We start from the raw sequence: 13,837 nt of genomic DNA on the forward strand, positions 1-13,837 counted from the left end.
TAATTATCTTTTAGATTGGTAAGGTGTTTATATGGATGGTATTAACTTAAGTCATGCATACCACAATGACCCGGTCATCCAGATCCGAGATTTGTGCGTCGATTACATCACTGATAATGGTGATTTTAATGCGGTAAAGTCCGTCAGCTTTGATATCGGCAAAGGCGAAATATTTGGTCTTGCCGGTGAATCTGGATGTGGTAAAAGCACAATCGCATTCTCAATAAATCGTCTTCATAAGCCGCCAGCGTTCATTTCTGGCGGTAAAATATGGTTTGATGGCAAGGATATCCTTAGTATCTCAGACTCTGAACTGACCGCTCTAAGGTGGAGTGAAATCGCCATGGTGTTCCAGAGCGCGATGAACTCACTCAACCCTGTCTTAACGATACAAGAGCAATTTGCAGATGTGTTACGACACCATCAAGGCCTCACTAACGCTCAAGCAAAAGATAGAGCAGAAAAGTTGTTGGACTTGGTCAATATTCCTCGAGAACGCTTAGCAGAATATCCTCACCAATTTTCAGGAGGAATGCGTCAGCGGTTGGTGATAGCCATTGCTTTGTCTCTAAATCCAAAACTGATCATTATGGATGAACCCACAACAGCATTAGATGTAGTGGTACAGCGAGAAATTTTACAGCAAATTTATCAGCTTAGAGATGAGTTCGGTTTTTCAGTCCTCTTTATCACTCATGACCTGGCACTCATGAGCCAACTATGTGATCGAATTGCAATCATGCGTCACGGAGAAATCGTCGAAGTCAATCGAGCATACGATATACGCAATCATCCTCAACACCCTTACACGCAAAAGCTATGGGCTTCTTTCCCAAACATCCATGACGTCCACAAACAACCAGAGTTACAAGGAGCGTAACCATGAGTCAACCTATCATCCAAATGAAAAATGTGATTAAAGAATTCAAAGTGGGCGGTGGTTTAGCGAAAGAGGAAACCTTTCGTGCGCTTCAAGGAGTGACTTTTGATCTGTACGCAGGAAAAACCTTGGCTTTGGTTGGAGAGTCAGGCTGCGGTAAGAGTACTTGCGCTCGCTTAATAACCAAAGTCTATCCTGCAACGGAAGGCGAGATCCTTTTCAATGGCACTGACATAAATGAGATCACGTCACGATCGGCTCTACAAGAATATCGCAGTAAAGTACAAATGGTGTTTCAAGATCCGTTTGGCTCTCTCAATCCAACTCATACCATTCGCCATCACCTAACACGTCCTTTAAAAATTCATAAACAAGTCAAAAACGAGCGCGACATCCCAGCCCGCTTGGAAGAGCTCCTAAAGCTGGTGGAACTACCTGAAGAGACATTGAATAAGTTCCCTCACGAACTCAGTGGTGGGCAACGTCAGCGAGTAAACTTAGCAAGGGCTTTAGCGGTAGGTTCGCAAATCATTCTTGCGGATGAGCCTACGTCTATGCTGGATGTTTCTATTCGCTTGGGAGTGTTGAATTTAATGCAACGAATGAAGCAAGAACTGGGAATTGGTTTTTTATACATCACTCATGATCTGGCGACTGCGCACTACATCGCGGAAGAAACCGCAGTAATGTACAAAGGGCAAATCGTTGAATGGGGCGACACTCATTCAATACTTAAGAACCCGCAGCATCCTTATACTAAGCTGTTGATTTCTGCCGTTCCTGATCCTGACTTACCTTTTGGTAACTTAGTGAAAAATGAACCAAACTATTCGATAGATGCCGATGAAATTCGTCAACGTAGCAGCATAATTGTCGACGAATTTGATCAAATAGGACCAAATCACTATGTAAAACAATGGACTGAGGCAGCGTAATGGATTTGAGTACTTGGCAAGATCAAATCGCCATGTGGTACGAACAGCGGAAACATGATCAAGTAGAAAAATTGGAAACGATCTTATATCAGGTGCCTGATGACGTGTTTGGACCCGAATTGAGTGATCTTCAAAGTAAAGCGATTGCTTGCTGGTTGGATGGATGTTTACGCGTGTTTCAACATGCAAGGTACCAAGACCCTCAGAAAGCATATCAAACTTTGCTTTATACGAGTGCAAAGCTTGAACAAGCAGCATGCCAAGTCTCGACTGATATTCTGATCAAAGATTGGTGTTTGAGACGACTTCAGCATCTCACCGTTGTGGCGTTAGAGTTTTGTAATCAGCAGTGTGATCAAAACAAGTGGCAGGAACAAGCCCATAGCTTAATCGAATCACATGTTGCGTTGATGCGTTCATTACATTGGAATGAACCTAAGAAGCATGATCAAGGTTTGCCTCATTAGTCCGGAAAAATGATCAAGGCTTAATTAGCGGAATTTTAGGTAAAAAAAAGCGAGTTTCCTGAGGAGAAACTCGCGAAGTCTATTCAGAATGAATGTAACAATATGAGCCAATCTATTAATCATCAGAAAGGACAAAAGGTTGTCTATTCGGGATAAATAGTAGTATTAGGCTTGGCTTCTAATGTCAGTGGTTTGTAAGAGTTAAGTCTGTTTTTTATCATCGAAAGACATTGTTACATTTCAAACCGATACATCACACCTATAGCTTGATACACATCAAGCGACATTTTTAAATCGCCATTTCATCCAAGGCACGAAATACCATTTCATCCATGTGACCATCGAAGATTTGACGACAAACTTTCCGACGCACCGCTAACCCCGCAATCAAGCGCTCGATGGTAAGATGCTTGACATCGTTCTGGGTGTTAAACAGCTCGACGGTTTTACTTAATGTCTCATAAGGAATCGGCTCATCCCCTACCCTTAGCCAATCGAGCTTCTCTATGTAATCTGAGCACTCTTCTTTGATTGAGGCATACGAGTGCCCTGTCATCGCAGATAAAGCCGTTATACTGCGTTCTAGAGCCTCTGGTGAGGTATATTTAGATAGAGTAATGGTGATCTCATCAGCATTGATCTCTACCAAATGTTTTCTTTGCTTCACGCGTCGCCCTAAATTTCCTCTTGGAGACGGTGCTTTGCGTTGAATGGGCTCAAATTCGCCGTCTATGATGCCTGAGAGCTCCTCAAGCTGCTGTCGGGTTACCATCTCATTACGAAGCGGGTTTGGCAGCGTAGGCGCCATGTTGCGCTTGCCTGCGTTGGTTGTACGAGCACGTGAGTAACGTAAGACCTCTTCGACATCACATTTGATGTCGATCTGGTAGTCCATCACTTTGTCATTTTCGATCATGGTTTCGATCGTCAGGTGATAACCCCACAAATTAACGACGAATAGATCATCATTCCCTTTTCCATCAGACAAACGCTTTAGTTCTCGGATCAGATCCATGGAGAAACGTCGCCATTCAATGTTACGTGCAAGTTTCTGGTTTAACTCACTCAATAGCATGCAATCCGTGTGACGACGAACCATGCGACTACGGAAGAAAGAGTACAGTTGAAACACCAAAGTATGTTGTTTCAAGATCTCTGGCGGAAACAAGAAGAAATAATCGCGCGTTAACAGCTCTTCATAAAACGAAGGTTCCCAAACTAAAATATATAAGTTTGGCTTGATACGAATTTCACCATCGCTTCCCTCCACTGGTGCCTCTTCAGAGGCTGTGATGGTTCGAGCAAGAAAACGAAAACGATCACTTTTGAAGCCCTCTGGCATGTTTTCACTTAGCCAACGTCCAGTAAGTTCATGGAGCTGAAAATCAGTGAATTCAATGCGATCAATGCTATCGCGAATGGAATCACGAGCTGGGCCACTGTCTTTTTTGCCTCTGAGCGACAAAATATCAGTGATGTATAGCGGCGTTTTGTTTGGTACGTGAGCCGCATCAAGCTGATACTGATCTTTGTGATGATCATGATATTGAACCGTTAACGTGAAGAGAGCGAACAGGGTCATGAGATCATCCACAGTCATGATATTTTTGGATGATCGCGTCTCAATAACGGCTTTTGTGCCAGAGATCGACACCATGGATTTCTGATAACTTTTTCGAGTTCTTGGTGGCGCAAGTGCTTGGTCAATTATCCCAGCCCAATTTGTTGGAGATACAACAAATTGATCGGCTTCATCTTTCATCGTGGGAGGTGTGTTTAACCCGTGCTCATTCAACAAACGTTTGTTTACTTGAGTCTGAGCCAATGCTTTCGAACGTTTTTGTTTCTCGTTCTGGCGAACTTTGTCGGTAACAAGACTTGTTGCTCCCAACACAGATATAAGCTGATTGGGATTCACAAATTTATGTAGCATCGTTTTACCAGCAAGTCCCTCTTCAAAACGCACTGGAGTTTGAGTAAATAAACCAATATTTACTGCCGCGCGCAAACGTTGTTGCAGGGCTGCGCGTGTGAGTTGCCCATCTGTTGCTTCCACAATCTCTGTGGTTGAAACCAAACCATCCTTGCTGCTGAAGCCTCGTAATGAGATCAGATTAAGCAACTCTAAGATGCTTTTGGTCACCCCTTTGAAATGTTGGTACTGCTCTACCCAATCCGCAGAGGATTCATGTACCTCAAAAAGATGGCCATCTTTGTGGCTTCTCGGTGCTTTAATCAGAATTTTTTCATCAGCCGTCATTTTAGATCCAGATCACACTAGCCGTAGTTGTGCTATGGTTCCGAAGAATAAAGAAAAACAGATCATAAATAAAGAAAAAAGATTGTTTTTTAAATAACTGATCTTTTTGATTAATCTGATCTTAATTGATTATATGATCTAATGATCTGGCTTGAAATTTTTCGCTAAGCTTTTGTTCTATAAGACTATTATTTCCATTTATTTCGGAACTATGATCATAAGAAGTCTGAAAGTATGATCAACAATAACCTGAAAGCATGATCATATTTATTCGTAAGCATGATCATTAAGGTTATGAAAAGATGATCAAAAGAGTCTTGAAACGATGATCATGATGTTTTTACAGGTTATCCACAGATGCAGTATTTAATAATGATCTTCACGATGATTATATTGTGCATTGGTGATGTTATTTATACTCGGATCGATGATCAAGAGCCAATATATCTATCGTTCTGGCGTCCATATTGATGAGATATCACTCATCTGATTAAAATACATTCAAGTCGCTCATATTTAGAAGTAAATCCTAGTCTCTGCTTATTTACAGGAAGCATGATCATGAGAGTGTGATTTATCATAGCAACTTGAGCAATTTCATTGTTCCGGCTTCTATACCGTCAATTTCTGCTCAATCCCCCATTCTGTCTGCACTCAACCGTAAATCAGAGAAGAAAACTCATGCTTCCGAGAGATTCTAAGGCTTGATCATATTTCCGACTAATGGATCTTATTTTATTTGCGTGTTTACACCGTACTCTGCTCAATTTTTCCATGATCATGCTTTCGGATTTGTTTATTAACACGGAAGCATGATCATAAGTATACCTTGATCATACTTCCATAGATGTTTCGCTGGAACTGCCCTATTTTGCTCGGAGACATGATCAAGGTGTTCAGGTCTTTATTGTTCCGATATTACTTACTATTTTTCGTTTAAATTAGGTTGGTCTAACATAATCCGTAATTTAGCTTAAGATTATAATCGTTCCGGTAGAAAATTGATTTACATTGTAAATGAGTGACGCTGTAACACTTTTTATTTTTAAGTTTAGGTGTCCACTTATGAGAAGATTATTTGATTAAAAATAGTTATCTTTTTGACCATAAATCATAAAAGCGTCGATTTGGGTGTTTTTTTATGTGATGGTAATTCAAAATGTTCGTGCACCTTTTTGTTGTTTTTGGTCCTTACTGCTGTACAATTGCAGTTATAAATCCTTCCAACGGAATTTGGCATGAAAAGAGAAAAAACGATTGAAAACCTTCTTGAGTTAGCGGAGCTGACTCAGCAGGTTCAAGCTGACCGTATTGAAATTGTTTTAGAAGAGCGAAGCGATAACTACTTCCCACCAATGTCGAAAGCGATGATGGAAACCCGTTCTGGTCTAACTCGCCGTAAGCTCGACGACGCGATTGGTAAAATGGAAGCCGCTGGGCATCAATTTACTAAAAACAACGCGAATCATTATTCAATTACGTTAGAAGAAGCACACATGCTCATGGATGCGGCTGAAGTGCCTAAATTTCATGAGCGTAAAAAGAATTCAGGTAACAAACCTTGGATTATTAATGTGCAGAACCAAAAGGGCGGTACAGGTAAATCAATGACCGCGGTTCATTTAGCGGCATGTTTAGCGCTAAATTTGGATAAACGATACCGTATTTGTTTAATCGACTTAGACCCACAAGGCTCGCTACGTTTATTCCTCAACCCGCAAATCAGCATGGCAGAGCATGATAATATCTATTCTGCGGTAGACATTATGTTGGGTAACGTGCCTGATGGTGTGGAAATTGACAGTGAATTTTTACGTAAAAACGTATTGCTGCCAACGCAATATCCGAACTTAAAGTCGATTTCAGCGTTTCCAGAAGACGCGATGTTTAATGCGGAAGCATGGCAAACGCTATCTGAAGACCCATCACTCGATATCGTCCGTCTGCTGAAAGAGCAACTGATTGATAAAATTGCTGATGACTTCGATATCATTATGATTGATACCGGTCCACACGTTGACCCATTAGTATGGAATGCGATGTATGCATCAAATGCCTTGCTCATTCCTTGTGCGGCTAAGCGTCTGGACTGGGCTTCAACAGTAAACTTCTTCCAGCATTTGCCTACGGTATATGAAATGTTCCCGGAGGACTGGAATGGTCTTGAGTTTGTTCGCTTGATGCCAACCATGTTTGAGGACGACAATAAGAAGCAAGTTTCTGTTTTAACTGAAATGAACTATCTTCTAGGTGACCAAGTTATGATGGCTACTATTCCTCGTAGCCGTGCGTTTGAAACCTGTGCCGATACCTACAGCACAGTATTTGATCTGACAGTAAGCGATTTTGAAGGCGGTAAGAAGACACTAGCTACCGCGCAAGACGCTGTTCATAAAAGCGCACTGGAATTAGAGCGTGTGCTGCACTCTAATTGGCCGTCATTGAATCAGGGGTAATAAGTAAATGGCTTTGAAAACGTCTGAATTAAACGCGAAATTATTTGGCAAAACGAATAAGCGTCGTGTTGTGACTCCGCAAGAGGCGCAAACTGCGGCAAAAGAGAAAGCTCAAACGATTGAACTAGCAGTTGCAGGTGAAAATATTGTTCAGTTTGAACTTGTGCGTATTCCTGCAAATAAAGTTGCGACAGAAACAACAGTATTTGTTGATAACGCTCGTGAGCAATCGTTCTTAAACGAACATGCTTTATCTGATGTTTTAGTCACACTCAAAGAGCGTGGCCAACAATATCCAGCGGTGGGTCGTAGAACTGAAGATGGCAAGATTGAAGTTTTAGATGGTAGCCGTCGTCGCATGTCTTGTATCCTCGCTGAACAAGATTTTTTGGTTTATGTTGCTGACAACATCAATACTGACCATGCTAAGTTTTTGTCTGATGTGGCAAATGCTCACAAACCGCTCTCTTTATACGAAAAAGGTAAAGAGATGCAGGCTAAGCTTGATAGTGGTGAAGCTGAGGATCAGAAAGCATTGGCAAAAATGTTCCAGTGCAGTGAAGCGTTGGTAAGTGGCGCTTTAAAAGCCGCAGCATTACCGTTAGAACTGCTTCAAGCGTATCCGAATGTTGGCGATCTCGGTCGCCCAACAATCGTGAAACTGCACAAACAGTTTTCAACGCTAACGCCAGAGCAGCAGCAAGAGCTGTTAGATAAATGTCGCTCTAGCGAAGGGTTTTTATGGCAGCGAAGCACAGCTCAAGGCGTTGCTCGTCTGACAAAAGAAGTCACGGAAAGCATCGAAAATTGGATTACTGAACTTGCACCAGCAAAACCTGGTAAGAAGACGGAAAAAGTCGACTTAGTTAAAGGTCGAGCAAGCTATAGCCGAAAAGGTAGCAGCCTGGCGTTGAACTTGAAGAAAGTTGACGACAGCTTAATGGAAGAGATTCTTGCGTTTGTACAAACCAAACTGCAATAACAAATGATGATTGAATCAACCGCCTCCGGGCGGTTTTTTTATATCTGAGAAGCGTCAAATTAAAGATGTGATACCATTACGTCAGTTCAACGTTGGATAGACAAAATGCAGACACAATCTGATTTCCTTTCATCACTTCAACATCAAGCTCACCAATCTTTCCAAAGGATTGGTGTTGTCATTCAAGGCGAGGCTTCTTGGCAAAATGCGTTGATGTCAGAGTTCCATAAAACGCAGCGCCATCAACGTTGGTTTTCTGTTGGTGATTTTGGTTTGAAAAACGTATCCAGTGTTTCGTCTAAACAAGGACACATGTTGCTAGGCAGAGAGTGTGACGTTCTATTGTTTGATGCTCGAAATGGCTTTGACGCCAATAGTTTTACCGCCGCGCTTGGCTCATTGGTTGGCGGTGGTTTTCTTATTGTCATTACTGAGCTGCGACAAAATGCGAATTTTGCTCAGCAATGGATGCACAAACAGTGGGAGAAGCTCGTTGTTATTGAGCAAGACAAACCATTGCCAACGGCTCCAGACATCAAGCAAGCAGAAAAAGAAAGCCACTACACGGAACAAGAACATGCCATTTCTCTAATTGAAAAGGTGGTGACAGGACATCGAAAGCGACCGTTAATTTTGACCGCTGATCGTGGGCGCGGAAAAACAAGTGCCCTCGGCATTGCGTGTGCGAACTTATTACAGCAGAAGCCACTTAGAATCTTAATTACGGCACCATCTATAAAAGCCGTTGAGCCTGTTTACCAACATGCTTTACGTTTACTCCCTAACGCACAGCGCATTAAGAAGGACAGATTAGAATCAGGGCAGGGAGCCATTCAATTCATTGCTCCTGACGAACTTCTATCGAGCAGACCTGAATGTGATTTGTTACTTGTCGATGAAGCGGCTGCAATTCCAGTTCCTATGCTCAAAAGCATTACCGAACATTATCATCGACTCGTTTTTTCTACGACTGTTCATGGTTATGAAGGTTGTGGCCGGGGCTTTACGATTAAATTTGTTGATTGGCTTCAGAAACAGCGTTCGGGAATGAAAACATGGCACATGACACAGCCCATCCGCTGGAGCATGAATGATGCGCTTGAATCATGGCTCTATGACGCGTTTTTGTTGGATGCGGAGTTAACGCACCATCAACTTAAACAGGTCGACTCAATTTCCCTTTCTAAAGCCGATAAGAACAATTTGATATCGCAGCCTAGTTTGCTGCGTGAGTGCTTCGCTCTTTTGGTGAATGCTCATTATCAGACCTCGCCGAATGATTTGATTCACCTTTTGCAAGACGACAACAGTCAGCTCTATTTTGCTAAGCAAGATAATGCGGTTGTGGGGGTGATATTAGCGGTCGAAGAGGGGGGCCTTGACGATGAATTGATTGAAGAAATCCAGCTTGGTAAGCGTCGTCCTAAAGGACACTTAGCCCCAATTACGATTGCAAACCACCTAGGATTCCCGAATGTCGCGAATCTATCGACGCTGCGAGTCATGAGAATTGCGGTTCATCCAGCATTGCAAGGCAAAGGCATTGGTCAAAAAATTCTGCAGCAACTTGAGCAAATGGCTGCTAAACACATTGCCTACTTATCCACGAGTTTTGGTGCGACGGAAGAGTTGCTCTATTTCTGGCGACAATCGAACTTCCGTACAATTCGCTTAGGGTCAATGCGCGATGCTGCTAGCGGTTGTTATTCAGTCTTGATGGTCAAACCTTGTGATTCCCAACAGACGGCTTGGGTCGACCAATCTCAGGCGCTATTTGAAGAAATGTTGTCTAACAATGTGGCTGACGTCTATCCAAAATTAGAAGCCCCTATTTTTCGAGCTCTATTGCCGCAACCTTTGGGAATGAGTCCACTTCATCCCGCTAAGTTATTACTAATTGAATGTTATGCTGATGGTGGTAACAGTTATGAGTCTGTGTCTGTGTGGCTTCAACAGTGGTTACTTAATTTAGGTTTGAACTCTGTTTCCGACTTGATGATTAGTAAGCTTTTTCTTAACCGTAGTTGGACTGAATGTGCTCAGCAATTTGGTTTACCTGGAAGAAGGCAAGTTGAGCAGCAGTTAAGGGACGAAGTAAGACACATTTGGAGCGATTTACACTGTAAACAATAAAGGGAAATTTACACTGTAAATGAAATTATTGGGAGCTGATTTTACACTGTAAATCCAGCTCCTTTTTGTTTCAGCGTGTATTTTGATTGAGCTTTAGGTTAAATCGAGTTTTCTCTTAATATGCTGTTTAACCGTTATTGATGGATTACTTTCTTTAGTGACGTGAGCCCTATAATAAGAAATGCGAGGTTTGTTCAGAAAACGGATTTGGTTAGACTGAAAGTGTTGATGGGAAGCAAAGTGGTAAGGGTATGTGGAAGCTGTGTCTTGAGTTATCTGAAGATAAGACCAAGGTGATAGCCCGTCTTCCGGGAGAAGTGGACCTCGGTGGTGAGCTAAATCAAAATGAATTAAACGAGCAGCTCGTCGCAATGAACGCTGAAAGGATGTTTGTTGTTGAGGGGGAAGTCGTTAGGTTCATTAACTGCGCCAAAGAACGTAAAGCCGAAGCTTACGAAGGCATCGTCATTGCGGAAAAACGCAACGCGCAAGTTGAGGTCGAATTATCGAATAATGACATGCTCGCCAGTATGAACGTTGTCGGTGCGTACGGAGGCCGAGGTTTACATGGCCCCGAGATTGTTCAAGCCCTTGCTCAAGCGCGAGTTTCGAAAGGCATCAACAAACTGGCTTTGAAGAAAGTGTTGGTTGTCAGCACTCAGCTCAAACCCGGCGAAACTTTTTCTCAACCTGTAGCGGTTGGTAAGCAACCTATCAAAGGCAAAGACGCTCTTTTTACTCCTCTCGTTAAAGACATCACCAAACGCATCCTCAAACCCAAAGACGGCCAATCTGCTAGCGACAAAATTGATTTACGTAACCTCGGTGAAACTATCGCGGTTGACGTAGGCGATGAGGTGATGCGCCGCACGCCTGCGACCAAAGGTACGCCAGGTTTTACTGTTCAAGGGCGAGTGATTCCTCCACAAGCTGGAAAAGACAGCCCAATGAAGCCAGGCAAGGGCACCGAGATAAGCAAGCACGACCCAAACCTATTGATTGCATCGGTATCCGGTACGCCTCTAATTAAAGACAAAACCATTGAAGTTGATAACGCACTCTGTCTCAATAGCGTTGGCGTGAATACAGGTCACGTGAAATTCAAAGGGAATGTGATTATCGGTGGCAACATCGAATCCGGAATGATTGTTAAAGCGACGGGCTCTATTACTGTAGGCGGCTTCATTGAATCGGCTGAAGTACAAGCGCAAGACGACATTCAAGTTGGTAAAGGGATCATTGGCCACACCGTGAGTGATGGCCAGCCAAAGAGTTGTCACGTCAAAGCCAAAGGTTCGATTCGTGCCAGCTACGCCCAATATTGTGATTTGCAAGCCGGCGAAGATATTGAGTTGGCGGTGCACAGTATGAATAACGATATTGTTTGTCGGCGCAATCTGACGGTGCTGGATGCGAACGGTAGGAACGGTACGCTCAGCGGCGGAGATGCAAAAGTCGGTGGCAAAGTGGTGTGCTTACAATTGGGCGTAGAAGGCGACACCGCCACAAAGGTAGAAGCGTTTGCGCGCTATTCTGCATTTAAGGAGCGATTAGCAGAGCTCAAAGATCAATACAAACGCGCTCAAGAAGGAACGATGGATGTGATTCGTAAAGAGCTCGAATTTAAGAAACGTCCTAAAGCCGAACGTACCGACGAAGAACAAGCTCAGATTGACGTGATGAAAACACAAAACAACGAGCAGCTTGAAGCGATAAAGCAAAAGCTAGAACAAACGGAACATGACTTTGAAGTCGCGTTAGAAGAAAATATTGTCGAAGCCAAAGAGCGTGTCTTCACACGCGTGACGGTGCAGTTTGGCGACGAACAAGTAACGACAAAGCGCACTCATGGCGGTTGTTCGTTCCGTTTCAATCAATACGAAATTAAAGTCTCGGCGAACTTGGAAGAAGAGGACGTCGCTGCGGTTTAAGCTTTCTTACTCATTGAGCCCACACGTCGCAACAAGATGTGTGGGCTTTTGTTTATCTACAAATCGACAATGTGCTCTTGATAGTAGTCCGCAAGCGCACCGACTTGGCTGCTACACATTACTTTCATTGCTTGTTTAATGTGTTCTATTGGCCAGTTCCACCATTGGATATTGAGTAGAGTCTCAATCTCTTTATCGCTAAATCGTTGACGTACGACTTGGTTGTTTCCAACCACCACCGAATAAGGTTGCACGTCTTTCGTCACTACGGCGCGTGCTCCGATGACGGCTCCATCGCCGATGTTTACTCCGGGCATGATCATCGCCTCACTGCCAATCCAAACATCGTTCCCCACCACTGTATCTCCGGCACGCTCGAAACCGTCTTGTACGCCTTCTCCAAATTCTTCAGGAGAGAAGGGGAAGGTCGAAATCCAGTCAATGCGATGACCTTGGTTTCCTGCCATCATGAAGGTGGCTCCAGAAGCGATGGAACAAAACTTGCCAATGATTAATTTGTCGATGCTATCGGGTTCTCTACTTTGCCATTCTTGAAGTGTGACGGGGTCACCCAACAAGTAGCGTACCGCTTGCTCTTCGAAGCTTTTTTGATGATAGAAGCCCGAGTAATAGCTGTAATCGCCAACGATGATATTGGGATTAGTGATGTGATCTTTAATGACTTGACCTTTTAACCACGTGTCGAAAACACTCATAACTCATCCTTTCAAATTTAGGTTGTACAGAGTTTAGAGGCTTTCTATTATTTCCAGTAGTTTGATTTTAGAGATTCAGAATTACTGTATGGAAATAAAATGGCTCAGCTACGTACCACTTTACGTCGCTTTGTGTGAGGAACGAAGTATTGCTGGTGCAGCAAAGCGACTGAATTGTTCGAATGCGCATGTAAGTCGGCAACTTAAACAGCTTGAAGACATATTGTCGGTGCAGCTTATTCAGCGAACTACGCGCCAGTTTAATTTGACCTACGATGGTTTGCGGTTTTATCAGCAGGTAAAGCAACTGCTCGAAGGCGCTGAGCAGATCAATGAGCAAGTCATGGCAAACGAGATCGTATCGGGAAAATTGAGAATAGCGGCGTCCGCTTCTTTCGGAGCTGCGTTACTCAGCCAAACATTGATCGAGTTTCGATTGCAACATCCACAAGTGAGTGTTGAAGTGATCTTCACAGAGACACCTCTCGACTTGATTGAGGCTGGGTTTGATATCGCATTCTACTTTACCGATACTCCCCCAGAGGGATACGTCGGCCATCAGCTACGCACTTTACACTGTAAACCGATCGCTCATCGCTCGTATTTAGCTGATAAACCAAATGTAAGTACGCCAGAGGAGCTTGGTGACTTAGAGCACATCCTTTATAAAAGTCGTGACTTGGTGTTAGACAAGTGGACGTTTACGCATAAGCAAACTCAACAGCAGTGCAGCATTGAGTTAGAAAGTACGCTGAGTTTTAATCTTGTCCAGTCCATGTTGGATGCTACTTTGACTGGCTGTGGTGTAGCCATGTTAGATGAATTTGCACTGGCTAAACTCGACCCTGCACAAAAAGAACAACTCGTGAGTTTGCTGCCAGAATGGCAAACGGATGCGATTTTGCCGCTTTATCTGCTTTACCCAAAACGTGAGCACTTACCAAGAAGAACGCGAGCGTTCATCGAACACTTTAGGAACATATATTCTGTCGGCGAATAGCGACAACAAACTTAGCAACAATTGAGGAAGCAAAGGAATGCGAAAACACTGTCACCAGTTTTCCTGATGCAGGCGTG

Annotated in this window: 10 protein-coding genes; 8 read left to right on the forward strand and 2 right to left on the reverse strand. The window is 43.3% G+C overall.

All coding sequences use genetic code 11. The annotated features are described in order from the left end of the window. Nucleotides 1–31: 31 nt before the first annotated feature. The 3 genes from J4N40_RS22415 to J4N40_RS22425 are packed head-to-tail and all read left to right on the forward strand — an operon-like array spanning nucleotide 32 to nucleotide 2,282. Nucleotides 32–880 (forward strand): ABC transporter ATP-binding protein, encoded by an 849-nt coding sequence (locus tag J4N40_RS22415; RefSeq protein ID WP_042522305.1) that lies wholly within the window; start codon nucleotides 32–34, stop codon nucleotides 878–880. 2 nt (nucleotides 881–882) lie between these two features. After that, complete coding sequence (locus J4N40_RS22420) at nucleotides 883–1,815, forward strand: ATP-binding cassette domain-containing protein (protein ID WP_017821873.1); 933 nt, start codon at nucleotides 883–885, stop codon at nucleotides 1,813–1,815. Then, on the forward strand, nucleotides 1,815–2,282 hold the full coding sequence (locus tag J4N40_RS22425) for a hypothetical protein (RefSeq protein WP_005374501.1): 468 nt from the start codon (nucleotides 1,815–1,817) through the stop codon (nucleotides 2,280–2,282). Before J4N40_RS22420 ends, J4N40_RS22425 begins: the two co-directional genes overlap by 1 nt. 289 nt (nucleotides 2,283–2,571) lie before the next feature. On the opposite strand, the gene J4N40_RS22430 is transcribed toward J4N40_RS22425, so the two are convergent. Continuing rightward, on the reverse strand, nucleotides 2,572–4,542 hold the full coding sequence (locus J4N40_RS22430) for a replication initiator protein RctB domain-containing protein (protein WP_017635223.1): 1,971 nt from the start codon (nucleotides 4,540–4,542) through the stop codon (nucleotides 2,572–2,574). A 1,238-nt stretch (nucleotides 4,543–5,780) separates the two neighbouring features. Between J4N40_RS22430 and J4N40_RS22435 the strand changes: the two genes are divergently transcribed. The 4 genes from J4N40_RS22435 to J4N40_RS22450 all read left to right on the forward strand — a co-directional run bounded on the left by J4N40_RS22435 (nucleotide 5,781) and on the right by J4N40_RS22450 (nucleotide 12,044). Further along, complete coding sequence (locus tag J4N40_RS22435) at nucleotides 5,781–6,998, forward strand: AAA family ATPase (RefSeq protein ID WP_005374503.1); 1,218 nt, start codon at nucleotides 5,781–5,783, stop codon at nucleotides 6,996–6,998. A 7-nt stretch (nucleotides 6,999–7,005) separates the two neighbouring features. Next, the gene (locus J4N40_RS22440; RefSeq protein WP_005374504.1) at nucleotides 7,006–7,980 is read left to right on the forward strand and encodes a ParB/RepB/Spo0J family partition protein; all 975 of its coding nucleotides are present in this window, start codon (nucleotides 7,006–7,008) and stop codon (nucleotides 7,978–7,980) included. A gap of 105 nt (nucleotides 7,981–8,085) precedes the next feature. Continuing rightward, complete coding sequence (locus J4N40_RS22445; protein WP_017821874.1) at nucleotides 8,086–10,113, forward strand: tRNA(Met) cytidine acetyltransferase TmcA; 2,028 nt, start codon at nucleotides 8,086–8,088, stop codon at nucleotides 10,111–10,113. 251 nt (nucleotides 10,114–10,364) lie between these two features. Beyond that, nucleotides 10,365–12,044, forward strand: a complete 1,680-nt coding sequence (locus J4N40_RS22450; protein WP_250654527.1) for a flagellar assembly protein A — start codon at nucleotides 10,365–10,367, stop codon at nucleotides 12,042–12,044. Between the two features lie 56 nt (nucleotides 12,045–12,100). Here the strand turns inward: J4N40_RS22450 and catC are convergent, their stop codons facing one another. Continuing rightward, entirely contained in the window at nucleotides 12,101–12,760 is a 660-nt protein-coding gene (gene catC, locus J4N40_RS22455; RefSeq protein WP_021821184.1) for a type C chloramphenicol O-acetyltransferase, read from the reverse strand. 88 nt (nucleotides 12,761–12,848) lie between these two features. On the opposite strand from catC, the gene J4N40_RS22460 reads away from it, so the two are divergent. Further along, the gene (locus J4N40_RS22460; protein ID WP_085569464.1) at nucleotides 12,849–13,760 is read left to right on the forward strand and encodes a LysR family transcriptional regulator; all 912 of its coding nucleotides are present in this window, start codon (nucleotides 12,849–12,851) and stop codon (nucleotides 13,758–13,760) included. Nucleotides 13,761–13,837 lie beyond the last annotated feature (77 nt).

The sequence above is a fragment of the Vibrio sp. SCSIO 43097 genome, from assembly GCF_023650755.1.
Taxonomy (GTDB): Bacteria; Pseudomonadota; Gammaproteobacteria; order Enterobacterales; family Vibrionaceae; genus Vibrio; species Vibrio alginolyticus.